Below are 24478 nucleotides of genomic sequence, written 5' to 3'. Positions count from 1 at the left end.
CGGCCCTTACAACTCGAAGAACACTGTTTCCCCCTCTCCTTGCAGGCGGATATCGAGACGGTAGGCAAGCCCGTCGCTGGCGCTTTCCGGCAGCGCCAGCAGCGTCTGCCGCCTCCCCTCCCCGTCGATCAGGCTCAGCACCGGGTCCACGGCGTTGGCCTCGGCCTCGTCGGCGAAGTAAATCCGGGTATTGAGGCCGAGATTGATGCCGCGCGCCACCAGCCAGACATTGATGTGCGGCGCCATCCAGCGGCCGTCCCGGCCCATCACCCGGCCCGGCTTGATCGTGTCGATACGGTAGCCCCCGCTGTCGAAATCGGTGCAGGCGCGCGCCCAGCCGCGAAAACCGGCGGCTTCCGGGCCGGCATAGCGACCATGGGCGTCCGCCTGCCAGATCTCCAGCAGCGCGTCGCGCACCGGCGCGCCGGCGCCGTCCAGCACCAGGCCGGACAAGACGATGGGCTGGCCTTCCAGGCCGTCCGCGAGCAGGCTGGCACCGATAGGGTTTCGGTACACATCAAAACCCGCCTGCTGCGGCGCCAGGCCGATATGAACATAGGGCCCGGCGGTCTGGGACGCGGTTTCGCGCAGCGCGGCTTGTGGGAACGGGAGCGGGTTCATGAGACCTCCTGCGGAGTTTGCACGCGGTTTTCAAACAAGGTGGCGCGCCGGCCGCGTAGAACGATGTCGAAACGATAGGCCAGGCTGTCGAACGGCATCGTGGTCCGCCGGTCCAGCCGCGCGATCAAACCCCGCAGCTGCTCCTCGTCCTGGATGGACCTCGCAATCGGGCAGCCGGCGATCAGGGGGTCGCCCTCGAAATACATCTGGGTGATCAAGCGCTGCGCATAGGCGGCGCCGGACAGGGAGAAATGGATGTGGGCCGGCCGCCAGTCGTTGGCGCGGTTGCGCCATGGATAGGGTCCGGGCTTGACGGTGCGGAAGAAGTAATAGCCGTTTTCGTCGGTCAAGGCGCGGCCGCAGCCGCCGAAATTGGGATCGATGGGCGCCAGATACTGGTCCTGGCGATGCCGGTAGCGGCCGCCGGCGTTGGCCTGCCATATTTCCACCAGCGTATTGGCCGCCGGCCGGCCGTTCTGGTCGCGGACGAAACCGTGGATGATCAGGCGCTCGCCTATCGGCAGGCCCTGGCGCGCGTAATTGCGCGTCAGGTCGTGGTCCAGCGTGCCCAGCTCCTCGCCATGGAACACCGGCCCGGTGATTTCCGACAGCGAGTGCTGCAAGGCGACCAGCGCATGGCGCGGCGCGCGCAGCAGGCTGCTCTTGTAGTCCGGCGCCAAGGCCGGCGGGTGATCGCGAGGGTCTCGCGGGTAAAATTCATCCACGGCTTGAACTCGTATCGACATGGGGTTTCTCCTGTGGGTTTGCGGGGGACGGCGGCGAGGCTGGCGCCGGAACGGCGTCGAAAGGCTTGAGCGCGGCGGCGAAGCGCTGCTTGCACAGCAGGGCCGCGGTCGCCAGCGCCGCCGGAATCGCCAGCAGGGCGAAGATGAGCTCCAGCTCCAGCTGCCGGCGCAGCAACTCGCCGCCCAGCAAGGCGCCGGCGATGCCGCCGAAGCGGCCGATGCCCAGCATCCAGGCCACGCCGGTGGCGCGGCCATGGGTGGGATAGAAACCGGCGGCCAGCGCCGGCATCGACGACTGGGCGCCGTTCATCGCGGTGCCGGCCAGAAAGATCAAGCCGCCCAGGCTCAGCATCGTCGCCGTGCCCTGCCCCACGGCGAAGATCAGCGCCGCGGTCAAGGCATAACCCAGCGCCACCACCCGGTTGGGGTTGAAGCGGTCCATCAGATAACCCGCGGCCAGGGTGCCGATGCCGCCGCCCAGCGGAAACAGGGCCGTCATCAGCGCGGCCTGGCTGATGGTGAAGCCGGCGTCCTTGATCAGGATGGGCAGCCAGCTGGTCAGCAGATAAAAAATCAGCAGCCCCATGAAGTAAGCCAGCCACAGCATCAGCGAACCCAGCCGGTAGTCCCGCGCCAGGATGACGCCCACCGCCGAACGCGCGCTGACGACGGGTTCGGCGGCGACGAAGCCCGCCGCGGCGGACAAGTCGCGACCGGCGATGCGTTCCAGCACGCGGCGGATCTCGGCCGCCGGCGCGCCGCGGGCCGCCAGATGGCGCACCGATTCCGGCAAGTGGCGCCATAACAGCACGGCCAGGAGCAGCGGCGCGACGCCGCCTAGCAAGAGCACGCTGCGCCAGCCGTAGTGCGGAATCAACCAGGAGGCCAGCAAGCCGCCGGCGGAGGAGCCCAGCGGAAAACCGCAGAACATCGCGTTCACCAGCGCCGCCCGGTAACGCGCCGGCGCGAATTCCGACATCAGCGTCACCGCGTTGGGCATGGCTGCGCCCAGCCCCAGTCCGGTCAGGAAACGCAAGGCGGTCAATTGCTCCAGCGTGGCGGCGAAAGCGCTGGCCAGGCTGCCGGCGCCGAAGAACAGCACCGAGGCCAGCAGCACGATTCTGCGGCCGTGGCGGTCCGCCAGCGGCCCGGCGGTCAGCGCGCCTATCGCCAGGCCGAACAAGGCCGCGCTCAACACCGGCCCCAGCGCGGCGCGCGGCACGCCCCATTCTTGCACCAGGGCCGGCGCGATATAGCCGACGGCGGCGGTGTCGAAGCCGTCCACCGCCACCACCAGGAAGCACAGCGCCAGCAGCAGGCGCTGATAAGGGCTGAAACGCTCGTCGATGACGGTCTGCACATCCAATGGCGCTTTGTTGGTCATGCGGAGTCTCCTCTCGTTCTTGTTTGAATATCCGGCTGGCTAGCCCCAGTCCCAGCCCATGCCGACATAGTTCTCGGCCAAAACGGTGGCCGCCGCCGGCGAGGACGCCAGGTAGTCGAGTTCGGCGCGCTGCATCTGGCGCATGAAGGGGCTGGCGTCGGGAAAGGCGTGCAGCAAGCCGGTCATCCACCAGGAGAAATGCTCGGCGCGCCAGACGCGGCGCAAGGCGCGGCGGCTGTAATCGAGCAGCGCCGTTTCGCCGCCGTCCCGAAAGTAAGCGGCCAGGGCCGAGGCCAGCAAGCGCACGTCGGCCGCGGCCAGATTGAGGCCTTTGGCGCCGGTGGGCGGCACGATGTGGGCGGCGTCGCCGGCCAGAAACAGCCGGCCGCGCCGCAGGCTGCGCGCGACAAAACTGCGCATCGCGATGATGTTTTTCTGCAGGATCTCCCCCTGTCGCAGGCTCTGCCCATCCGTCGCCGGCACCCTGGCCTGCAACTCGTCCCAGATTCTGGCGTCCGGCCAGGCGTCCACGCTGTCGTCCGGCGCGCACTGAAAATAGAGCCGCTGCAGTGTGGGCGAACGGGTGCTGACCAGGGCGAAGCCGCGTTGATGGCAGGCGTAGATCAGTTCCGGCGCCGAGGGCGGCGACGCCGCCAGGATGCCGAACCAGGCAAACGGATACTGGCGTTGCCACGGCGGCTCGCGCTCGCCCAGCGCCTGGCGGGCGATGCCGTGGAAGCCATCGCAGCCGACGATGAAGTCGCACTCCAGCACTCGTTCGCCGCCGGCGTCGCGGTAATGGACGCGCGCGGGTCCGCCGCCGTCGAAGGATTCCAGCGCGGTGACCGGGCTGTCGAAGACCAGCCCGCCACCGGCCTCCAGCCGCGCGGCGATCAAGTCCTTCAGCAACTCGTGCTGGGCGTAAACGGTGATGGCGCGCCCGGTCAACGCGTATAGATCGATGCGGTGGCGGCCGCCATCGAAAGCCAGTTCGATGCCGCGGTGCGTCTGCCCCTGGCTCTGCAGCCGCTCTCCCGCGCCGGCCTCCGTCAGCAGCTCCACCGTGCCGGGCTCCAGCACCCCGGCGCGCACCGTCGATTCAATCTCGGCGCGTCCCCGCGCCTCCAGCACCACGGAATCGACGCCTTGCCGCTGCAGCAATTGCGCCAGCAGCAGGCCGGCCGGGCCGGCGCCGATGATGCCAACGGATGTACGCATGGGAAGCCTCCATCAACAAGAAACGTGACAACGCTTGCACGATTGCGGCGACGCCGGCTCACCGCCTATTGCGCCGCGGCAATGCCGGAAGAAAGCGCCGCGGCCGAATGCCTTGATTTGCATGGGAAATCCTAGCCGCAGTCGGCGCCGCGCCAAATGGAGCAAGCTGACAAAGGCTTGTACTATTTGCACAGTCTGGATTCGGGAGAACAAGATGGGACGCGCGCCGGAATTCACCTTGTACGGCGACGACAGCTGCGTGATGGATGCGGAGTTCCTGCATCTTGAATTGCTGGGCTCGCGCAGCCGGCGTTTCGGTTGGGAAATCGCCGACCATTGCCATCGCGGCCTGTTTCAATTGCTGTGCCTGCTGGACGGCGAGGTCAAGGCGCGGATAGACGACCGCGAGTACCGGTTGAGCGGGCCGGCCGCCATTTGCCTGCCGCCGGGGACGGTGCATGGCTACAGCTTTGTGGAAGAGGCGCAGGGCTTCGTCTTGACCGCGGCCGAGCGTTTGTTGACCCGCGGCCCGGATCAGGCCGGCGCGCTGCTGCGGCCCTTGCTGCGGACGCCCAGATTGCTTGACCTGCGGCGGGACTGGCCGGCCAGGGAGCGCATAGAGTCGCTGTTCGGACAACTGCTGGCGGAGCTATGCTGGCCGCAGCGCGGCCAGGATTTGATGGTGGGCTGGCTGCTCAAGGCCATTCTGCTGATGCTGGCGCGCTTGATCGACGAGCCGGACGGCGCCGGCGCCGCTCAAGCGGCCGAGCGCGAACTGCTGGCCCGCTTCCACGCCTTGCTGGAAGAGCGCTACCGCGAGCACTGGGACATTCCGCGTTATGCGGACGCTTTGTGCGTGGCCGCCAGCAAACTCAACCGCGCCTGCCTCAAGCTGAGCCGGAAAACCGCCTTCGCCGTGACCCAGGAGCGCCTGATGCTGGAGGCGCGCCGCATGCTGGCCTACAGCGCCTGGCCGATCAGCCGCGTGGCCTATGACCTGGGCTTCAACGACCCCGCTTATTTCTGCCGGCGCTTCAAGCGCCAGATCGGACTGTCGCCAAGCGAGTTCCGCGCCAGGATCTGAACCCGCGCCAGGCCGCGCGGCGACGCCCTACTCCTCCGTCTCCTCGCGCGGCAACAGCTCGCGCAACAGCCGCCGGATCAGGCTCAACTCCTCGGAACGGTCCCCGCGCCGCGCGCTCATGATCAGCGGCGACGCCAGGCCCTCGTCCGTCAGCGGCCGGTAGATCACGTCGTCGCGGCGCAGCCGCAGCACGCTGGCCGGCACCACGCACACCCCCATGCCGGCGGCCACCAGGCCCAGCGCGGTTTGCAGTTCGCGCACCTCCAGCGCGTAGGCCGGTTCCAGCGCGCGCTGTCGGAAGGCGGCCAGCACCTGGTCGGCGTAGCTGGGCCGCGGCTGGCGCGGATAGATCAACACCGTCTCCTCCGCCGCGTCGCGCAAGCGCAGCGGGCCTTCGCGCCGCGCCAACGGGTGTTCCAGCGGCAGCGCCAGCCACAAGGGCTCCTCGGCCAGCACCTCGCGCTCCACCGCCGGGTCGTCGAACAGCAGCCGGCCGAAACCGACGTCGATGCGGCCGGCCTTCAAGGCCTCCACCTGCTCCAGCGAAGTCATTTCCAGCAAGGACAGCTCGGTGTCGGCGTGGATGGCGCGAAAGCGGCGTATCACCTCCGGCAGCGGCCGGTACAGGGTGGAGCCGACATAGCCGATCACCAGTTGACGGCGCGCCAGCGCGATCTTGCGCGTCATCGCGCGCATGCCCTGGGCCTGGGCCAGCAGATTGCGCGCCTGGGCGTAGAAGAAGCGGCCGGCCTCGGTCAGCTGCAACGGCCGCGCGCCGCGGTCCAGCAGCAACAGGCCCAGCTCTTCCTCCAGTTGCTGGATCTGCCGGCTCAGCGGCGGCTGGGCGATGTGCAGCCTTTCCGCCGCGCGGGTGAAGTTGAGCTCCTCGGCGACGGCGACGAAGTAGCGCAGATGGCGCAATTCCATTCAATACCTCACAGGTATGGAAGCAGACGAAAACGGTGTTGGACCCGCGGTTCCACAGGCTTGCATGATATCCGAAACCACGGGAGCGCAATCTTGATACCTGATACCGCGATAGACACGGTGGAGACCATTCTGGTCGATCTGCCCACCATCCGTCCGCACCAGCTGTCGGTGGCCACCATGCGCAGCCAGACGCTGGCGCTGGTGCGCATACGCTGCCGCGACGGGCAAGAAGGCTGGGGCGAGGCCACCACCATAGGCGGGCTGCAGTACGGCGAGGAAAGCCCGGAAAGCGTCAAGACCAATATCGACAGCCACCTGGCCCCGCTGCTGCTGGGCGAGGACGCCCGCGACGTCGGCCGCCTGCTGCTCAAGCTGCGCCGCGGCGCCCGCGGCAACCGCTTCGCCAAATGCGCGCTGGAAACCGCGCTGCTGGACATCCAGGCGCGGCGGCTGGGCGTGCCGCTGAGCGACTTGCTGGGCGGCCGGGTGCGCGACAGCCTGCCGGTGGCCTGGACCCTGGCCAGCGGCGACACCGGCCGCGACATCGCCGAGGCCGAGGCCATGCTGGAGCGGCGCCGCCACCGCGTGTTCAAGCTGAAGATAGGACTGCGCGCGCCGGAGGACGACGTCGCCCACGCGCTGGCCATTCGCCGCGCGCTGGACGGCCGCGCCGGCGTCCGCGTCGACGTCAACCAGGCCTGGAGCGAGATGCAGGCCGAACGAGCGATCGCCCGGCTGCAAGACGGCGGCGTCGAACTGATCGAACAGCCGGTGCCGCGCGAACACCCCGCCGCGCTGGCGCGGCTGGCGCGCCGCTTCGAAGTGCCCATCATGGCCGACGAAGCGCTGCACGGCCCGGCCGACGCCAATCAGCTGGCGCGCCAGGACGCCGCCGACGTGTTCGCGGTGAAGATCGCGCAGTCCGGCGGCCTGTTCGCCGCGCGCCAGGTGGCCGAGATCGCCGCCGTCAACGGCCTGGGCGTCTACGGCGGCACCATGCTGGAAGGCGGCGTCGGCACCATCGCCTCGGCTCAGCTGTTCGCCACCTTCGAGCGGCTGGACTGGGGCAGCGAGCTGTTCGGCCCGCTGCTGCTGACCGAGGAGTTGCTGACCGAGCCGCTCTGCTACCGCGATTTCGAACTGCGGCTGCCGTCCGGCCCCGGCCTGGGCGTGCGGCCGGACCCGGACAAGCTGGCGGCCCTGCGCCGCGACCGGACCGCGCCGCGCTTGCACGCGGTCTGAACCCGACATCCCAAGGAGACCACCATGCTGTTTCATGTGGAAATGCAAGTCAGCCTGCCGCACGACCTGGACCCGGAGCGGGCGGCGGCCTTGAAGCTGGACGAGCGCGAACGCGCCCAGGCGCTGCAGCGCAGCGGCCAGTGGCGGCACCTGTGGCGGCTCAGCGGCCAGTACGCCAACATCAGCGTGTTCGACGTCGCCGACGCCGAAGAACTGCATCAGCTGCTGTCCAGCCTGCCCTTGTTTCCCTTCATGCGCATCGAGGTGCGGCCCTTGAACCGGCATCCGTCCAGCATCCACGCCGACGACCGCTAGGCTCGCGCCTGTTCGGTCCACTGCGGCGGAATCAAAACACAAGACCCCCGCCCCGCCCGTCAACAAAGGAGAAACACCATGGAACGCGCCGAAATCGACGCCCTGCTGCAACGCTTTGACCAACCGGCCACCGACAAGGCCAACCCGCGCACCCGCGCCATCGTCAACCGCCTGATGCGCGAGCTGTGCTACGCGATCGAGGATTTCGACATCCAGCCGTCGGAATTCTGGAGCGCGGTGGGACTGCTGGCCGACGCCGGCCGCAACGGCGAAATGGGCCTGATCGTGCCCGGGCTCGGGCTGGAACACTTCCTGGACCTGCGCGCCGACGAGGCCGAGCGCAAGGCCGGCCTGCTCGGCGGCACGCCGCGCACCATAGAAGGGCCGCTCTACGTGGCCGGCGCGCCGCTGTGCGAATGCGAGGCGCGGCTGGACGACGGCAAGGACGAGGGCGAGCCCCTGTTCATGCGCGGCCAGGTGCGGGACAGCGCCGGCCAGCCGGTGCCGCACGCGCTGGTGGAGGTATGGCACGCCGACAGCCTGGGCAATTACTCCTACTTCGATCAGAGCCAGAGCGACTTCAACCTGCGCCGCAGCATCCGCACCGACGACCAGGGCCGCTATCGCTTCCGCAGCATCATGCCCTGTGGCTACAGCGTGCCGCCGGACGGCCCCACCGACCGGCTGCTGCGACAGCTGGGCCGCCACGGCAACCGCCCGGCCCACGTGCATTTCTTCGTGTCCGCGCCCGGATTCCGCAAGCTGACCACCCAGATCAACATCCAGGACGATCCGTATCTGTGGGACGACTTCGCCTTCGGCTCGCGCGAAGGGCTGGTGCCGGAGATCCAGCGCGTCAGCGCGCCGGAGGAACTGCGCCAGAGCGGCGTCGGCAAACCCTTCGCCCGCATCGAGTTCAACTTCACCCTGCACCGCGAAGCGGCGCCGGCCCCCTCCACCGAGGTGAGCCGCGCCCGCGCCCAGGGCTAGGTCTGAAACGGACGGCAAGCGCGGCCCGCCGCCCGGCGCGGCGGGCCCGCCGGAACGCAGAACCTGTTCAAGGACATTACGATGAGCACAACCTTCCGCACCACCGAGCAATGGCGCAGCTATGTCGGCGGCTGCCTGGACTTCCGCCCGGACGACGGCGTCTACCGCATCGCCCGCGACATGTTCACCGACGCGCAGCTGTTCGACCTGGAGATGGAGCTGATCTTCGAGAAAGTCTGGATCTACGCCTGTCACGAAAGCGAAATCGCCGCGCCCAACGACTTCATCACCATGCAGGCCGGCCGCCAGCCGCTGATCATCAGCCGCGACGGCAACGGCGCCCTGCACGCGCTGGTCAACGCCTGCCAGCACCGCGGCGCCACCCTGGTGCGCCAGTGCAAGGGCAATCAATCCACCTTCACCTGCCCGTTTCACGCCTGGTGCTACAAGAACGACGGCCGCCTACTCAAGGTCAAGGCGCCGGGCGAATACCCGGCGGACTTCGACAAGGCCGCCCGTTCGCTGAAACCGGCGCGCGTGGCCAGCTACAAGGGCTTCGTCTTCGTCAGCCTGGACCCGGACGGCGCGGACTCGCTGGAAGACTATCTGGGCGACGCCAAGGTCTTCTTCGACATGATGGTGGCGCAATCCCCCAGCGGCGAACTGGAAGTGCTGCCCGGCAAATCCAGCTACACCTACGACGGCAACTGGAAGCTGCAAAACGAGAACGGCCTGGACGGCTACCACGTCAGCACCGTGCACTACAACTACGTGGCCACGGTGCAGCACCGCCAGGAAGTCAGCCGCCAGCAAGGCGAGGCGCAGGCCTCGACGCTGGACTACAGCAAGCTGGGCGCCGGCGACGCCGCCACCGACGACGGCTGGTTCTCCTTCCCCAACGGCCACAGCGTGCTGTTCAGCGACATGCCCAACCCGGCGGTGCGGCCCGGCTACGCCGGCATCATGCCGCGGCTGGTGGCCGAGCACGGCCAGGCCAAGGCGGAATGGATGATGCACCGACTGCGCAACCTCAACATCTATCCCAGCCTGTTCTTCATCGACCAGATCAGCTCCCAGCTGCGCATCATCCGCCCGCTGGCCTGGAACAAGACCCTGGTGCAGAGCCAGTGTCTGGGCGTCAAGGGCGAATCCGCCGCCGACCGCGAAAACCGCATCCGCCAGTTCGAGGACTTCTTCAATGTGTCCGGCATGGGCACGCCGGACGATCTGACCGAATTCCGCGAAGCCCAGCGCGGCTTCCAGGCGCGGCTGGAGCGCTGGAGCGACATCTCGCGCGGCCACCCGCGCTGGCGGACCGGGGCCACGCCCAATAGCGAGACTCTCGGCATTTCTCCCTGCCTGACCGGGACCGAAATCACCCATGAGGGCCTGTACGTCAACCAGCACAGCGCCTGGCGGCAATTCCTGCTGCAAGGACTGGAACGGCGCGCCGCCGCCGAGGGAGCCGAGCGATGAACATCGAACTGCATTACCAGGTGGAACAGTTCCTCTACCGCCACGCCGAGCTGTGCGACGGCCAGGACTGGGACGGCTACCTGGCCGATTACGCGCCGGACTGCGAATACCACGTGCCGCAATGGGACGCCGAGCACGTCTACACCACCGACCCCAAGCGCGAGATGTCGCTGATCTACTACGCCAGCCGCGCCGGGTTGGAGGACAGGGTGTTCCGCATCCGCACCGGCAAATCCGCCGCCTGCAACCCGATGCCGCGCACCTTGCATCAGTTGGCCAATATCCGCGTAGAGCGCGGCGCGGACGGCCTGGTGGAAGCCCGCGTCAACTGGACCACCTTCTACACCCGCTTTGGCGAGACCAGTTATTTCTACGGCCGCGCCGCTTACACGCTGGCGCGCAACGGCGACGGCTGGCTGATCCGGCGTCAGCATGTGTTGTTGCTGAACGATACCGTCAACGCGGTGTTGGACTTCTATCACCTCTAAGAGTCTATTTACGATCTCGCGAGCTAAGGCGAGACAAGGCGAAAACAAGTGAAAAAGCAGCGTGTACATACGGTACATGAGCATTTTGAGTTTGTTTTTAACGCCCCTTTCTACTCGTCCCGCCGACGCGCAGCAGATCGTAAACAGGCTCCAAACCTGAAAGCGCCGACATGCATCAAGTGGCTTTGAATTTTCTCGACGGCCGCACCCTGTTCCTGGAGGCGCAGCCGGGGGAGCGGCTGTTGGACGCCGCGCTGCGCCAGGGCGTCAAGATCCCGATGGATTGCCGCGAAGGCGTGTGCGCCACCTGCCGCGGCCGTTGCGACCGCGGCGACTACAGCCAGGACTATGTCGACTCCGAGGCGCTGTCCGCGGCGGAGCTGGCGGAGCGCGCCGTCCTGTCCTGCCAGACCCGAGTGCTGTCCGACGCCGCCTTTTCCTTCGACTTCGACTCCAGCCTGTGCTTGAGCGCGCCGCCCGCCCGTCTCGCCGCCGTGGTCAGCCGGGTGGAGCCGGTGTCGGACAGCTGCGCCGTGCTGTGCCTGGACGCCTCCGCCGCCGAGAGCGCCTTGTCCTTCCTGCCCGGCCAGTACGCGCGGCTGCGGGTGCCCGGCGGCGAGCAATGGCGCGCCTACTCCTTCGCCCACGCGCCTTCGGGAGACAAGCAACTGCGCTTCCTGGTGCGGCTGCTGCCGGACGGTGCGATGAGCAATTATCTGCGCAACGGCTGGCGGACCGGCGACCGCATCGAACTGGAAGCGCCGCTGGGCAGCTTCTATCTGCGCCATATCGACAAGCCGGTGCTGATGCTGGCCGGCGGCACCGGCCTGTCCGCCTTTCTCGGCATGCTGGAGCAATTGGCCGAGCAAGGCGGCTGCGGCCAGCCGGTGACGCTGTACTACGGCGTCAACCGTGAAGGCGATCTGTGCGAGCTGCCGCGCCTGCGCGGCCTGGCCGAACGGCTGCCCGGTTTTGCTTGGCATCCGGTGGTAATGACGCCGGGCGAGAGCTGGAGCGGCAAGCGCGGGCTGATTCCCGAGCATCTGGACGCGGACGCGCTGCGCGCGCTGGCCGCCGACATCTATCTATGCGGCCCGCCGCCCATGGTGGACGCGATGCGCGACTGGCTGTGCCGCCACGGCTGCGAGCATCTGAAGCTGTATCTGGAGAAATTCGCCGACAGCGGCGCTTGAACGGCCGATGCAAACGCCGGGACGCGCGCGCCCCGGACGTTTGCCTGTCCGCCGCGCCTATTTCTTCATGAAAGGCGCAAAGAAGGCTTCCGGCATTTCGGTGGGGAAGCCCTTGGCGTCGCTGGGGCGCAGGTCGGACATGTCCGGCTGGAAATCGTAAGTCTTCTGCCGGCGCTGCTGGTCCTGATGCACCGCCACCTGCTTGTCCACCGCGGACTTGATCGCGGTCATGTGGTCCAGCATCTGGCGGCCCACGTCCTGCACATTGCCTATCAGATTGCTGGCGTTGCTGCCGGAGGCGATGTTCATGCCCGGCACCGAGTTCATGAAGGGCTCGGCCATGGAACCGCCGGCGCTCTGGCCGTACTGGTGGGCGGCGCTGCACGCCTTGAGGATTTCCGCCGGGTTGATCATGTTTTCTGCGGCCTTGGTCATGGTGTTTCCTTTCAGTGGGTAATGGAACGAAACAAACAGCGGAAAACCCGCCTGGAGCCCGTTCAAAATTTGCTGTGCTGAACGGGATCCATCTTGTCGGGGCCGGCGCCGCCGGCCCCTGAACCTTCGTCAGCCGCCTTGCGGGCAACGGAAAGACTGGATCAGCCCGGACCACAGCGGCGACGGCGAGGACAGCGACTGCCACTCGATGCGCACCGAACCCAGGCTGCCCTGGTACAAGCGTTCGCGGCGGTCCGCGGTGCCGCCCACGCCGCGGCCGGCGTCGAAGAAGCGGAACAGCGCCCACGGCCCGTCGTATTGCAGGGTGTTGACGCGGCCGTCCACCGACTTCATCTGCAGCCGTATCGCCAGCTTCTGGCTCTGGCCGTTCCAGTCGACGCGCTGCGGCGTGGTGGCGCCGTGAGCGAAGCGCAGGGTCTGGCCGGCCAGGTCCAGTTGCACCTCGGCCAGCTGCGGGTCCATGTCCAGGAAGCGCAACACCGTGGGCACCCGCAAGCGTCCGCCGTCGTCCAGCATCGCGTCGCGGATGCGGCTGGCGCTCTCGTAGGCGCCAATCACCTCCGGGCTCAGCAGCGCCTGCTTGCCGCCGTCCACGCTGCGCGCCTTCCACGGTGTGACCGAGGTGTCGACATAGGCGGCCAGATGCTCGCGGAAATACACCGCCATCGCCCCCTGCGGCGCGAACAGCCGTTCGAAGCCCTCCACGCTGGCGTCCGCGCCGGCGCCGCGGCGGAACGGGTAGCGGCCGGTCAGGCCCTGGTCGCAGGCGCTGCGGGTGGCGCCGGCCGCGCCCTTGTTGAGCACCGCCTGGGTCTGGCTGGAGGTGGCGGCGCTGCCGTTGTTGATCAGGTCCAGCATGATGCCGCGCACCGGCTCCGGCTGCAGGCCGGCGTCGCCGCGCAGCTTGGTGAACACATCGTATTGCGTCGGCAGCACCTGGCCGGTTTGCAGCGCGCCGTTGACCAGGCCCAGCTGGCGGTACAGCGAATCGAACAGCCGCGCCAGCGGATTGCCGCCGCTGTTGTCGTTCTTCTCCAATTGCTTGGCGATCTGGCGCAAGGACTGGAAGTGCTCCTCCACCGCGTGTTCCGGCAGCAAGGTGGTGCGGTAGCGCTCGCCGTTGATTTCGCCCACCAGCGAGCGGCGGCTTTTCTCCAGCCGCGCCTTCTGGCGGTCTATCCAGCTGTCCATGCCGCCGTCGTAGTTGCCGGTCAGCATGGTTTCGCGCCCGGCGAAACGCAGCAGATTGGCCAGCGGCGACTGCGAGTTCATCATCGACGCCGCCAGCTGCGCGGCGTCGTCCAGGCCGGTGACGGAGCGCACGCTGACATTGGCCAGAAAGCTTTGCCAGGCGGTGATGTAGTCCTGCAGATACTGGTTGCGGGCGCTGTCGGCCAGCTTCTGCACCAGGCTGTCGATTTCAAAGCCGTTGCCGCGCAGCGGCTCGTTGCGCAGCACCCAGCTCTGCTCTTCCAGCATGGCGCGGGCGCTGGTCTCCAGCCGCGGCAGGAAGGCGTCGACATAGCCGGCGCGGGTGTACCAGCCGGAAACGGCGCTGTCGGTGTCCGGCACGTTGTTGCGCATGCGCAAGCTCATCGCCGAGCCGAAGCCGGCCGCGCGCGCCAGCGAGATGTCCTGGATCTGCGACGGCAGGCCCTGCTCCCGCACATGGTTGAGCACCCGGGTCACCACCGGAATCTGCGAGGCGCGCGCGCGGGCGGTCTGCACCAGGTTGGCGTCTTCCGGCGCCGCCGGCAGGCCGGGCAGCGCGATCAGGGTGCGCGCGTCGGCGATCAGCATGCGCCGGTCTTCGTCGTTGTACTGCCCTTCGGACAGCGCCTCCCAGCGGCCGGAGATCCAGCGCTCCACCGCGTCGGCGGAGCGGTATTGCGGCCGGCACAGCATCAGATAGACCTTGAGCGTCAGGAAAATGTCGCCGGGGCTGCCCTCGGTCTGCGCCAGCAAGGTGCGCTTCACCTCGTTGTACAGCTCCGGCATCAGCGTTTTCTGCAGATGGCGGTGATAGGTGGCGGTGGCGGTCTCGGCCACGCGGCGGTGCTCGAAATACGGGGTTCTCATCCCGCGCTCGGCGCTTTCCGCCTGGGCCTGGGCGTAGCGCATCTGCGCCGCCACCGCCAGCAGCGGCGATCCGGCGCTGGGCGCGCTGCCGGCCTGTTCCCGCGCCAGCGTCTTGCCCTCGCTGAACTGGGCCCAGACGTATTCCAGATAGTTGCGCTCGGCGAAATAGCCCCAGGCCACCCAGACCAGCAAGCCCAGCGCCAAGACCGGCAAGGCCGCCCAGCGCAGCGCGTTCAGCAGCCGGCGCTTGCGCGACGGCGGCGCGGGCGGTGCCGGCCTCTCCCGCGCCTGGCGCTCGGCCGCGCTCAGGTTCTGCTCCATCAGCTGCCGTTCCACCGCCACCTGGCGCAGCAAGGGCGTCCACAACTCGCCCAGCGGCCGCGTCGCCGGCTCGGGGCCGTCGATCTCGATGTCCGCCACCTCCGCCACCGAGCCCAGCCACAGGCCGCGCAAATGGGCGGCGTCCTCGTCGCCGTCGCGGGCGAACAAGGGCGGCAGCAAGCCCTGCAAGGCCTGGCGCAGCCGGCCCAGCGCCTCGACGAAGCGCAGCTGGGCGTGATTGGCCTCCACCTCGCCGGCCAAGGGCGCGGCGAACAGCACCTGGCGCTGCACCCGCTGTTCCAGGCCGCGCATGGCCGGCACCCAGGCCCCGGCGGCGTCCGCGCCGGCTTCCAGCGGCAGCGGGAAGCCGATGCCGCGAGCCCAGCGCTCCGGCCGCATCTGGTTCAGCGTCGCCAGCGCGCCGTCCAGCCGGTCCGTCCCGGTCAAGGCCAGATAGACGTTGGGGGTGCGGCCCAGGCCGTCGCGCAGCTTGAGCAGGCGCTGGCGCAAGGTGGCGGCCATTTGCTGGCGGCGTTTGGACGCCATCGCGATCAAATCGTCGCCGCCCACGCACAACACCACGCCGCTGACGCTGACTTTGTCGCGCAAGGCCGCCAAGCCGGCCAGCAGCTTGTCCCAGGCCGCCGCGGCCTCCTGGTCGTAGCCTTCGCCTACGTTCCAGCGGCCCTGGGTGTCCAGCCACACCGCGTCCGAGGACAGGCGGAAATCCAGGCCCAGACCCTGCCCTATCGCCGCCGCCGGCTCCGCGCCGTCGCGCAGGGTCCAGCTCAGCAGGCTGCTTTTGCCGCTGCCGGCGGCGCCCAAGAGCAGATAGCAAGGCAGCGGCGCGCCGCCGCGGCGGCTCAGCTGCCGTTCCAGTTGCTGCAAGGTGTCGCTGACGTAGTCCGGCGGGCCGGGGTCCGGTTCAGGCTCGGGCGCCGGCTTGGGCGCGCGGCGGAAGGAGCGCGGCGCGGCGGTCAGCCGGCCCCACAGCCAGCACAGCTGCGGCCAGAAGCCCCAGATCAGCGCCGCGGCCACCAGGACGTGCCGCAGCAGCGCCCAGCCCAGCGGCCGGTAGACGCCGATGGAGATCAGCGGGCCTATCCACCAGATCGCCAGCGCGATCAACAGCGCGATCAAGATGCGCATGCTTTGCCGAATCATGGTTGTTGCTCCTTATAGCCGGGCTCCAGCGGGCTGGGCCCGTTGCCGATGCCGACGCCGGGCGCCAGCGCCAGCGGGGCCTGAGTCTGGGGGGCGGACGGCTGGCCCGGGCCGCCCTTGGCGGCGTCCGCCACTTTCCACAGCACGTCGACGCGGCGGTTGCGCTCATAGGCGGCCGGGGTCTGCGCCGCGTCCAGCGGCGCGCTGTCGCCGCGGCCGGAGGAATCGATGCGGCGCGCCACCGCGTTGTCGGGCGCTTGCGCGCCGCCGGGAATCGCGGTCTGGCGCAGCGTGTCCGCCACCGAGCGCGCGCGCGCCTCGGACAAGCGCTGATTGCTGGGGAAGACGCTGGTCTGTATCGGTTGGCGGTCGGTGTGGCCTATCACCTCCAGATCGCCCGGCCACGGCGCGAAAGCCTGACCCAGCCGTTCGATGTTTTTCTGGAAGGACGCCCTCACCTCGGCCTTGCCGACGTCGAAGGCGCCGTCGCTGCGGAAAACCAGCAGCCAGCCCTGCGGGTGCTTGTAGGCCACCAGCCAGCCTTCGGACAGCAGCTGCGGCAACGGCGGCGGCAAGGTGGTGGCCAGGTTGATGGTCCGCAGCGGCGGGGTCCAGGCCGCCAGCGCCTCGCGTATCGGCCGGCCCAGCAGGTCCAGGCTGATATTGGCCGCGCCGTAGGCCAGCGCCACCACGCCCAGCGCGATGGCGCCGCCGCGCAGCGGGGTCAGCCAGCGCTGGCGCGGCGGCGCCTCGGGTTCCGGCGGCGGCGGGGGCGGCGGCGGCGCGATCAATTCCGCGCCCAGCGGCTCCGGCTCCCGCTGACGCCAGATCGCGGCGTGCAGCTGCGAGCGCAAATCCTGCAGCAGCGCCTCGCCGCGCTCCAATACCCGGTAGCGGCCTTGCCAGCCCAAGGCCAGCACCAGCTCGTACAGTTCCAGCAAGGGAACGGGGGACGGTTCGTGGCGCAGCCAGCGCTGCAGATCGGCGAAGGCGTCCTCCCCGCCCCAGGCGTCGTCGTGGAACTCCACCAGCAGGCTGCGCTCGCCGTCGTAGGGTTGCTGGCCGGCGCCGCGCGCCGCGTCGTTGCAGACTTCGTCCAGATAGGTGCACAGCAGATAGGAGGCGTCCTGGGCCTGTTGCCACTCGCAGCCGGACGCCGCCAGGCGTTCGCGGTAAAGCTTGAGTTCCAGGCCCAGCTGGGCGCGGATCTGCGCCTGGCTTTCCGCCGCACCGCCCTGCAGCCGCTGCAATTGCAGCACCGCCGGCAGAGCGTGGGAGATGAAGTGATTGTCCCATTGCGCCTGTTGCAGCCCGGCCTTGAGCAGGCCGCCGCGCGCGCCGGAGCGCTGATAGATCACCGGCGCGTCGTCGGTCTCGGCCTGCGGCCCGCCCGCGCCCATCGTCGGCGGCGCGGCGGGCGGCAGCGCCGGCGGCAAGGCGTCCAGCGCGTCCGCCTCCGGTTCGACGTCCAGCGTGGACACTTGCTGGCCCGGCATCAGCAGCGGCAGGTTTTCCAGCCGGCTGCGCATCGCCCCTTCCAGCATGCCGCTGTTCAGGTGCGCGGCGGAGGCCCGGCGGAAGATGGAGGAAAAATTATGCAGCAGATTCATCGCGGTTCACTCTCTTTGCTTTCTTTCGATCAGGCGACCTTGCCTTCGCGCAGCCCCCAGGCCTCGAACCTCAAGTCCTGGAAGTCCCCGACGATGCGCAGCGCCAGCGCCGAGCCGGCGAAGGCCTGCGCCCAGAACGGGTCGCTGGACTCCACTTCGAAATACACGCTCTGCGCGTAGTACGGCACCTGGCGCGGCGGATTGGGCGCCGGGATCAGCCGCGCGCCCGGCAATTGCAGGTCCACCAGTTTCTGGATCTGCTCCACCGCGCCCAGCTTGGCCTGCTGCGGCAGCAACTGGCGCAGCTTGTCCGCCGGCATCGCCGCGGAGAAGGCGAACACCATCTTCTGCAGCTTCCACTGGCGATCCACCACGCAGACGTGGACCTGGTCGCCGCGGTCTTCGAACTTCAGCGGCAGCACCGGGGTTTCGATCACCCTGGCCAGCGCGTAGCGCAAGGTGGCCGCCAGCGGCTCGAAGCTGGCCTGCAATTCCTCGTGCCGATAGGCGAACTGCCGCTCGGCCAAGGCCTCGTCGACGCCGGGCAGCACGCTGAGCCGGCCCAGCAGGCCGATCAGCTCCTGGAACAGCAAGGCCGGCGGCAGCGGGTCGAAGGCGTCCAGGTGGGCCAATCGCATCCGGTATTCGGCGATGCCCTGGCGCAGCATCAGCTCCACCAGGTCCGCCAGGCCGCCGCCGGCGGACAGCAGCCGCAAGCCGGCGCTGCCGGCCAGCCGCACTTGCAGCGTGCTTTGCAGCTCCTCGATCAGCGCGCGCAGCGTCTGGTGGGCGCGGCTGTCCAGCAGCGGCGGGATGAAGCGCGGGTCCAGCAGCAGGGTCAGCGCGCTGCTGCGCCCGGCCACCCGGGCGAAGGGCAAGGCGGTTTCGTCGGCGCGCAGCTGCGATTGCCAGCACAGCCGCGTCATCATGCGGCCGGTTTCCAGCGTCAGCCGCCGCGGCGAGCCCGGCGCGTCCAGGCCCACGCTGAGGTCGGGCACCTCGGTGGCGGCGGCGTGGTAGCGCGCGGCGGCCGGCGCGTCGCCGAAGGCCATTTCCGGGCCGCCGCAACCGGAGGCCGGCAGCGCCAGGCAGGCGATGTCGCCGGCCTGGGCGTCCGAGGTGTCCAGCGGCGCCGGCAAGGGATCGTGCGCCGGCAGCGCGAACGGGGTGCCGTCCGGCAGCACGCCTTCGGCGGCGCGCAGGCCCAGCCGGCCCAGGCCCAGGCCGTCGCAGTCCACGTCCAGCCGGAAAAAGCCCCAGCCGTGATTGGAGGTCTGGCGCAGCCGCAGGCCGAACTGATGGGCCAGATGGCGTTCCTGCTGCTGAAAATGCTGGGTTTCTATCAACATGCCGTCGCTCCAGGCGACGGGTCCTACCGGCAAAGCGCTCATGGGCTTTCCTCCAGATGGGCGATGGGCGCCTTGCGCGTTTTGCGCCAAGGCTTGCGGCCGGGTTTGGCCGGCGAAGGCGGCGCGGCCTGGGCCGCCGCCGCTGCGGCTTCCGCCAGCGGCGCGGCGGCGGGCCGCAGCGCGTCGGTGATGCGGTTGCGTTCCAGCAGCACCGCCAGATGGATCAGTTGGCGGCCGTCAACCCGAAGACGCAGCGGCGCGTAACCGGGCGGCTTGCTGGCGAAGTCCGCGTCCGCCAACAGCCAAACCGGGTCCGAGCCGGAGGCCGGCAACAGCACTTGCTGCACCTGGTTGGGCGCCACCACGTGGCGGGATTCGGCCGCCACCTCGCGGCCGCGCTGGGCGCAGCTGGAATCCTCCAGCCCGGCAGGCGGCAGCCAGTTGGCCTCGCGCACCACGTACAGGCAGACCTGCACCGGCCGCGGGCCGCCGCCGCTGTTGTTGAGCTGGCCGCCGCCCACCAGGGTCACGTGCAGCTGGCGCGGTCCCTCGTCGCCGCGCGAGGAGAACAGCGAGGAGCAGCCTGCCAGGCCGGCCAGCGCGCACAGCAACAGCGCGCGCCGGACAAAGGGAAAGGACGTCATTAGCTCAAGGTCATGGTGATGGTCTGGGAAGGCGCCACCGTCTGCCCGGCGGTGTTCTGGTTATTGGGCAGATTGGTGTCGGTCAGCCGCGTCTGCGGCGCGCCCTGGATCAGCACCTTGCCGGAGCCGGTCACATGGCGGGACAGCGCCGCCACCGTGCCGGAGGCCACCCCGCCCATCGAACCGCCCTCGTCGCCGTGGGTCATCGGAATGATGGTGTTGAGGTTGTGCACCGGGCCGCCGGCGTAAATGATGGTCGGCACGTTCGGCACCGCCTCCGGCTTGTTGGCGGTATTGGCGTAGGTGGACGGAATCCCCAGCGGCGGGGTCTTGCAGACGTCGGAGGCCGCCAGGGCCATGCCGCCGGCGGAACAATTGGCGAACATCGCGTTTCTCCTCAAGCTACGTGGATCTGGCCGGCGTCCAGCTTCAACAGCGAAGCCGAACTCAGCGCCGTGCTCTTGGCGTGCAGCCCCATGTGGCGGTCCGCGTGCAGCAGCAGGCTGCCGCTGTGCGCGGCGTCGGTGCCGCCGATATGGGTCTGCCGCTCCTCCGCCGCGGTGGAGATGGCCTGGGCGCGGCTGTTGAGCTGCCGGCCGCTCAGGCTCAGTTCGCCGTCGGCGCACAGATGCAGTTCCGCGGCGTGCAGCTGCACGCTGGCCGCGCCCAATTCCAGCCGGCAGACGCCGGCCGGCTGCGGCCGCTCCAGAATGGCCAGCACCCAGCACGCTTCGTCCGCCGCCGCCAGCTGCACCAGGTCGCCGCGCTGCGGCCGCACCAGGCAGCTGAAGGCGGCGCGCGCCCGGCGCAGCGCGCCGGACGGCAGGCGGACCAGCCATTCGCCTTCCCCCTCGCCTTGCGCGCACACCCTCGCCGGCAGCCATTCCTGGCTGGGCCGCGGGGTTTTCGCGCCCACGCGCAGCGCGCGCAGCACCGGATCCGATTCGGCCGGGGTTTCCGCCCAGGCCAGGGCGCTCTCTTGCATCCATGTCATCATGCGGCTCCTCTAGGTCCGGGCTGCGCCTGTTGCCGCCAGGCCCGGTCTTGCTCAAGTTTGCTATCGTCGAACAGCGCGCCGGCGGTGTCCGCCGCGCTCCATGCGCCGCGCGGCTGGCCTATCAGCCTGCCGCCGCGGCAATCGCAGCCGGACAGCTTCACCGACTGCAGCGCGGCGCCGCTGGCGTCCAGCCCGCGCAGATTGGCGCCGGACAGATTGACCTGTTCCAGCCGCGCCTGCCGCAGCGACAGCCGCGGCGCGTTCAATTGCTCGAAGGCGCAATCCTCCAGCCGCGCGCCGTCGAACATGGCCTGTTCCAGATCGGTCTCGCGCGCCTGCACCCGCCGCAGCCGCGCCTGGTCGAAACTGGCGCCGGCGAGCCGGCTGGCGCGGATGGCGCCGCCGTTCCAGACGCTGTGCGACCAGGCCGCCTGCCGCAGCTCGCAGTGGTCCAGCGCCATATGCTCCAGTTCGCAATCTATCCAGCGCGCGTTCAGGCCGCGGCAGGCGCTCAGCGCCACGCGCCGGGCCTGGCTCTGGCCGTGGATGAAGTTGTGCAGCTGGGCGCCTTCCACGCTGAAGCCGTCCAGCTGGTTGCGGATCCAGGCGCAGTCGGACCAGCGCCCGCCCTGCAGCTGCCACTCCCGCAAGCGGCAGTCGACGAAGGAACCGTGAGCGCTGTGAACCTCGCTCAAGCGCCAGCCGGCGGCGTCCAGCTCCACGCAGGAAAAGTCCCGCTGCCGGCCGCCGCGCCACTCGGCCCCGGACGCGCTCACCCGCTGCCAGCCCACCCGCTCCAGTTCGCACTCCTCCCAGACGCAGTCGACGAACTGACTGTCGGCGCAACCCATTTCGCGCCAGACGCAGCGTTCGAAACGGTTGGCCTCGAAGCGGCAATTGACGAAGCGCGTCTCTTCGAAACGGCACTGTCGCCAGTGCACGCGCTCGAAACGGCAGTCGATGTAGACGGTGCGGCTCAGCGTCGCCGCCGGCGGCGCGTCGAAGTGGCGGCCCTCCACCACGGCGGGCAGTTGCCCGGCCAGCTCGCGCAGCGAGTCCTCCCGCGCCGCGCTCATTGCGCCCTCCTCGGCCAGTCCTGGCGACCGGTTTCCAGATTGCCGCGCCAGCCGCCGCCGGCCGGCGGCCGCATCCAGGCGGTTTTGGCGTCGATCAGATTGCAGCCCTCCATCCGGCTGTCGCTCAAGGTCGCGCCGTAGAACAGCGCGTCCTTCAAGGCGCAGGCTTCGAAGCGCGCGCGCGACAGCTCGGCGTGGGTGGCGTTGAGGCCGTCCAGCGCGCAGCCCCGCCACAGCGAGTCCGGCGCGCTCAGCCTTTGCGCGTGCAGCTGCGGGCAGGCGCAGTGCTCGATCCGCAGCTGAGCCGCGTCCAGTTCCTGCCAGCTGCAAGACAGCAGCTCGCAATCCTCCAGCCGCGCCTGGCGCAGCGAGCTGCCGTGCGACATCACGCCGAAGCGCTGCTGGCAGCGCTGCCAGACGCTGGCGGACAAATCGGTGTCCAGCGCGCTGAACTTCAGCAGCCGGCACTGCCGCCAGCCGCTGCGCGGCAGCTGGCATTCCACCAGGCCCAGGCCGTCGGCCTGCACCCCGGTGAAGCGCCAGTCCTCGGCGCGCACCCGGCACCAGTTGACCTGGTCCCAGCGCAGCTGGCCTACCCGGCCGCCGGCGCCGCCCTCGCCCTGCACCGTGACCGCGCGCCAGGCACCGCCGTTGACCGCGATGTCATCCAGCCGGCAATCCTCTATGCCCAGCTGCGCCAGTTCCACGCCGTTCCAGACGCTGGCGCCCAGATTGCAGCGGTTCAGGCCGCCGCCGCTCCAGCGCACCGCGTCCAGCACGGTGCCGGCCAGCGAGCAATCGACGAACTGCACCTGCTCCAGCCGGCATTGCCGCCAGCGGCCGTGGTCCAGCTTGCAGCGCTCGAAACGGATCTGGCTCAGCTCGCGGCCGTCGAAGACCAGGCCGCTCAGGTCGGCGTCGCGTATGGTCAGCTCGCTCCAGGGGCCGCGCTCGCTTTGCAGCCGCGCGCGCCAGTCCTCGCCGTCGGACGCCGCTTGCGGCAGGCCGGCCAAGGCGTTTTCATTGGCGCGGACGAAGGACTGCAGCCGAGTCTGCGCCGCCTGCGCCTCGCGCAAGTCCTCGTGGCTCCGCTCCAGCCGCGCGCGGATTTCGGCGCGATCGCGCGGCGGCGGCGCGAAGCGCGGGTGGTCGGCGGAATCGAGTATCTGTTCCCAGACCCAGCCGCGCGCGGGGTCCGGCATCAGCGCGTGATCGGCCAGCAGCAGCGGGTCCTGGTCGTCCAGCCGCGCGCGGCGTTCGGCGAAGGCGGCCAGCGCCTCCGGCCGCTCCGCTTCGGCGGCGTCCTTGAAGCCCAGCGCCAGCCGGCCTACGCCGTCGTCCAGCACATAGTCCAAGGGCAGGAAGCCGTTCCACCACATCACGCCCAGATCCGCGTCCGGCAGCAGCCACACCGTCTGCAGCGCCAGCTCCGGCCGCTCGTCCAGCGGGCCGTCGCCGCGACCGGCCAGCAGCAGCGGCCGCAAGGCCGGCAGCCGGCCCTGGATCTCGCCGCCGCGAAAACCGTTGAGCAGATACGGCGCTTGCTCCGGCCAGCACGCCTGATCCGACCATTGATCCGGCGCCGCCTGCTGGAAAAAACGCAGGTCGGTGGCCGCCGGCCAGCCCATATGGCTGCCGTCGTCCGCCATCGCCTGCGGCGAGCCGGCGAAGCGCGGCTGCCATTGGCGGCGCTCCGGCCAGTCGCTGCCCAGCGGCCCCATCGCCGCCAGCGGCGCCGGGCTCACGCTCAAACCGCGGACCCGCTGCAAGGGCGGCGCCGCGTGGCGCTGGCCGAAAGGGTTTTCGCCTTGCAGGCCGGCGGCGGCCTGGCGCGGGTCCAGCGCCAGGCTGGCCTCGGCGCGGCCGCCGTCCAGCCGCGGCCGCGCCCGGCAGCTGGCGATCTTGCGCACGCCGCCCAGCTCGGCTTCGGCCAGCCAGTCCAGCGCGCCGGCGCCCGACGCCGCGCCGCGATAATGCGCGCTGCCCAGCAGCAGCCATTCCGCGCGCAGCTTGGGCATCGCCGGTTCGAACAGCGGCAGCGCCGGGTCCGCGGCCTTGATCGCCTCCCAGCACGCGGCCTCGTGCGCCAGGATGAAGGGATCGCTCAGGCGGAAGCCGATGCCGACGCCGACGCGCAACATGGCTTGAGCGCCGATCTGGGTGCGCGACGAGGACACGAGCGCCGCCTGGGGTTTGATATGACGCAAGGGCATCAGCTTTTGACCTCCATGCCGACTTTTTTCAGATCCACGCCGGTGTCCGAGTAGGACGCGCCGGTGTAGGAGTATTTGAAACCGGTGGTGGAGCTGCTGAAGCCGGTGCTGCTGACTTCCGAGCCCACCGAGCTGACGCTGGAACCGGTGCTGGACATCTTGCTGCCCACCGCCTTGGTTTCGGAGCCGGTCAGCGAGGTGTCGCTGCCCACCAGCTTGACCGAAGCGCCGGTGGTGGACACCGAACAGCCGGTGACGCTGGCGTCGGACCCGGTGGTGGACATCTTGCTGCCGACCACCTTGGTGGCGCTGCCTGTGGTCGACATATCGGTGCCAGTCACGCTGATCGAGGTGCCGGTGTCCGACATCGAGGTGCCAATCACGCTCTTGGAGCTGCCGGTCACCGACATCTTGCTGCCGGTGACGCTGGTGGAAGTGCCGGTATAAGAGGACGACACTCCGATCATGCTTTGCGACATGCCGGTGGCCGACACGCTGGTGCCGGTCATCGAGCAAGAAATGCCGGTCATGCCCTGCGAGGTGCCGGTCACCGAAGTGCGGGTACCGGTCAGGCTGGTGGACACGCCGGTAAAGCTGGTGGACACCCCGATGAAACTCGTCGAGACCCCGACGAAGCTGGTGGACACGCCGGTAAAGCCGGTGGACACCCCGGTGAAGCCGGTGGAGACGCCGGTAAAGCTGGTCGACACTCCAATGAAGCTGGTGGAGACGCCGGTGAAATTGGTCGACACCCCGGTGAAGCTGGCCGACAGGCCGGTGAAGGACACCGATACGCCGGTGAACTTGATCGACGCGCCGGTAACCGAGGTCGAAGTCCCTTTCACATCGATGTTCTGGTCCTGCCCCACCGCCTCCGAACTG

General features: G+C 69.2%; 22 protein-coding genes. 7 read left to right on the top strand and 15 right to left on the bottom strand.

Going from position 1 to position 24478, the window contains the following annotated elements; genetic code table 11:
• Window positions 1-6: 6 nt before the first annotated feature.
• From pcaG to JW897_RS23690, 4 genes are read right to left on the bottom strand one after another with little or no spacing between them, the layout of a single operon-like run.
• A complete protein-coding gene (gene pcaG, locus JW897_RS23705; protein ID WP_205467880.1) occupies window positions 7-621 on the bottom strand; it encodes a protocatechuate 3,4-dioxygenase subunit alpha in 615 nt (204 codons plus the stop codon).
• Complete coding sequence (gene pcaH, locus JW897_RS23700; protein WP_205467879.1) at window positions 618-1367, bottom strand: protocatechuate 3,4-dioxygenase subunit beta; 750 nt, start codon at window positions 1365-1367, stop codon at window positions 618-620. Before pcaH ends, pcaG begins: the two co-directional genes overlap by 4 nt.
• On the bottom strand, window positions 1339-2751 hold the full coding sequence (locus tag JW897_RS23695; protein ID WP_205467878.1) for an MFS transporter: 1413 nt from the start codon (window positions 2749-2751) through the stop codon (window positions 1339-1341). Before JW897_RS23695 ends, pcaH begins: the two co-directional genes overlap by 29 nt.
• 39 nt (window positions 2752-2790) lie before the next feature.
• Window positions 2791-3969 (bottom strand): 4-hydroxybenzoate 3-monooxygenase, encoded by a 1179-nt coding sequence (locus JW897_RS23690; protein WP_205467877.1) that lies wholly within the window; start codon window positions 3967-3969, stop codon window positions 2791-2793.
• 214 nt (window positions 3970-4183) lie between these two features.
• On the opposite strand from JW897_RS23690, the gene JW897_RS23685 reads away from it, so the two are divergent.
• Window positions 4184-5053, top strand: coding sequence for a helix-turn-helix domain-containing protein (locus JW897_RS23685; RefSeq protein ID WP_205467876.1), 870 nt, complete (start codon window positions 4184-4186; stop codon window positions 5051-5053).
• A 27-nt stretch (window positions 5054-5080) separates the two neighbouring features.
• Here JW897_RS23685 and JW897_RS23680 read toward each other — a convergent pair whose 3' ends face one another.
• Window positions 5081-5980 carry a LysR family transcriptional regulator gene (locus tag JW897_RS23680; protein WP_048415260.1) on the bottom strand — a complete coding sequence of 300 codons (900 nt, stop codon included), beginning with the start codon at window positions 5978-5980 and terminating at the stop codon, window positions 5081-5083.
• A 93-nt stretch (window positions 5981-6073) separates the two neighbouring features.
• Here JW897_RS23680 and JW897_RS23675 point away from each other — a divergent pair, with 93 nt between their 5' ends.
• The 6 genes from JW897_RS23675 to antC all read left to right on the top strand — a co-directional run bounded on the left by JW897_RS23675 (window position 6074) and on the right by antC (window position 11687).
• Window positions 6074-7225 carry a muconate/chloromuconate family cycloisomerase gene (locus JW897_RS23675; RefSeq protein WP_240352359.1) on the top strand — a complete coding sequence of 384 codons (1152 nt, stop codon included), beginning with the start codon at window positions 6074-6076 and terminating at the stop codon, window positions 7223-7225.
• A gap of 24 nt (window positions 7226-7249) precedes the next feature.
• Window positions 7250-7540 (top strand): muconolactone Delta-isomerase, encoded by a 291-nt coding sequence (gene catC / locus JW897_RS23670; RefSeq protein ID WP_019100978.1) that lies wholly within the window; start codon window positions 7250-7252, stop codon window positions 7538-7540.
• Window positions 7541-7618: 78 nt separating this feature from the next.
• Window positions 7619-8530: a catechol 1,2-dioxygenase gene (gene catA, locus JW897_RS23665; protein ID WP_205467874.1), complete on the top strand. Its 912-nt coding sequence runs from the start codon at window positions 7619-7621 to the stop codon at window positions 8528-8530.
• 81 nt (window positions 8531-8611) lie between these two features.
• Window positions 8612-10006: an anthranilate 1,2-dioxygenase large subunit gene (gene antA, locus JW897_RS23660; protein WP_205467873.1), complete on the top strand. Its 1395-nt coding sequence runs from the start codon at window positions 8612-8614 to the stop codon at window positions 10004-10006.
• On the top strand, window positions 10003-10494 hold the full coding sequence (gene antB, locus JW897_RS23655; RefSeq protein WP_205467872.1) for an anthranilate 1,2-dioxygenase small subunit: 492 nt from the start codon (window positions 10003-10005) through the stop codon (window positions 10492-10494). The genes antA and antB overlap by 4 nt, the downstream gene beginning before the upstream one ends.
• A gap of 170 nt (window positions 10495-10664) precedes the next feature.
• Window positions 10665-11687: an anthranilate 1,2-dioxygenase electron transfer component AntC gene (antC, locus tag JW897_RS23650; RefSeq protein ID WP_205467871.1), complete on the top strand. Its 1023-nt coding sequence runs from the start codon at window positions 10665-10667 to the stop codon at window positions 11685-11687.
• Between the two features lie 57 nt (window positions 11688-11744).
• On the opposite strand, the gene JW897_RS23645 is transcribed toward antC, so the two are convergent.
• From JW897_RS23645 to JW897_RS23600, 10 genes are all read right to left on the bottom strand, one after another.
• Complete coding sequence (locus JW897_RS23645) at window positions 11745-12122, bottom strand: DUF6277 family protein (RefSeq protein WP_197083091.1); 378 nt, start codon at window positions 12120-12122, stop codon at window positions 11745-11747.
• Window positions 12123-12251: 129 nt separating this feature from the next.
• Window positions 12252-15707 (bottom strand): type VI secretion system membrane subunit TssM, encoded by a 3456-nt coding sequence (gene tssM / locus JW897_RS23640; protein WP_205467870.1) that lies wholly within the window; start codon window positions 15705-15707, stop codon window positions 12252-12254.
• Window positions 15704-17317: a type IVB secretion system protein IcmH/DotU gene (gene icmH / locus JW897_RS23635; RefSeq protein ID WP_205467869.1), complete on the bottom strand. Its 1614-nt coding sequence runs from the start codon at window positions 17315-17317 to the stop codon at window positions 15704-15706. The genes tssM and icmH overlap by 4 nt, the downstream gene beginning before the upstream one ends.
• A gap of 29 nt (window positions 17318-17346) precedes the next feature.
• The gene (tssK, locus tag JW897_RS23630) at window positions 17347-18708 is read right to left on the bottom strand and encodes a type VI secretion system baseplate subunit TssK (RefSeq protein ID WP_205467868.1); all 1362 of its coding nucleotides are present in this window, start codon (window positions 18706-18708) and stop codon (window positions 17347-17349) included.
• Window positions 18705-19310 carry a type VI secretion lipoprotein TssJ gene (locus JW897_RS23625; protein WP_048415267.1) on the bottom strand — a complete coding sequence of 202 codons (606 nt, stop codon included), beginning with the start codon at window positions 19308-19310 and terminating at the stop codon, window positions 18705-18707. Before JW897_RS23625 ends, tssK begins: the two co-directional genes overlap by 4 nt.
• Entirely contained in the window at window positions 19310-19696 is a 387-nt protein-coding gene (locus JW897_RS23620) for a DUF4150 domain-containing protein (protein WP_048415268.1), read from the bottom strand. The genes JW897_RS23625 and JW897_RS23620 overlap by 1 nt, the downstream gene beginning before the upstream one ends.
• Before the next feature lie 11 nt (window positions 19697-19707).
• Window positions 19708-20295: a DUF3540 domain-containing protein gene (locus tag JW897_RS23615; RefSeq protein ID WP_205467867.1), complete on the bottom strand. Its 588-nt coding sequence runs from the start codon at window positions 20293-20295 to the stop codon at window positions 19708-19710.
• Between the two features lie 8 nt (window positions 20296-20303).
• Window positions 20304-21383 carry a pentapeptide repeat-containing protein gene (locus JW897_RS23610; protein ID WP_048415269.1) on the bottom strand — a complete coding sequence of 360 codons (1080 nt, stop codon included), beginning with the start codon at window positions 21381-21383 and terminating at the stop codon, window positions 20304-20306.
• The gene (locus JW897_RS23605) at window positions 21380-23596 is read right to left on the bottom strand and encodes a DUF2169 family type VI secretion system accessory protein (protein ID WP_205467866.1); all 2217 of its coding nucleotides are present in this window, start codon (window positions 23594-23596) and stop codon (window positions 21380-21382) included. Before JW897_RS23605 ends, JW897_RS23610 begins: the two co-directional genes overlap by 4 nt.
• Window positions 23596-24478 (bottom strand): hypothetical protein (locus tag JW897_RS23600; protein WP_205467865.1); only part of this gene is annotated, 883 nt, incomplete at its 5' end. The genes JW897_RS23600 and JW897_RS23605, both read right to left, overlap by 1 nt.

The sequence above is a fragment of the Chromobacterium alkanivorans genome (assembly GCF_016937655.1).
Lineage (GTDB): Bacteria > Pseudomonadota > Gammaproteobacteria > Burkholderiales > Chromobacteriaceae > Chromobacterium > Chromobacterium alkanivorans.
This window is presented reverse-complemented; position numbering and strand designations above follow the sequence as displayed.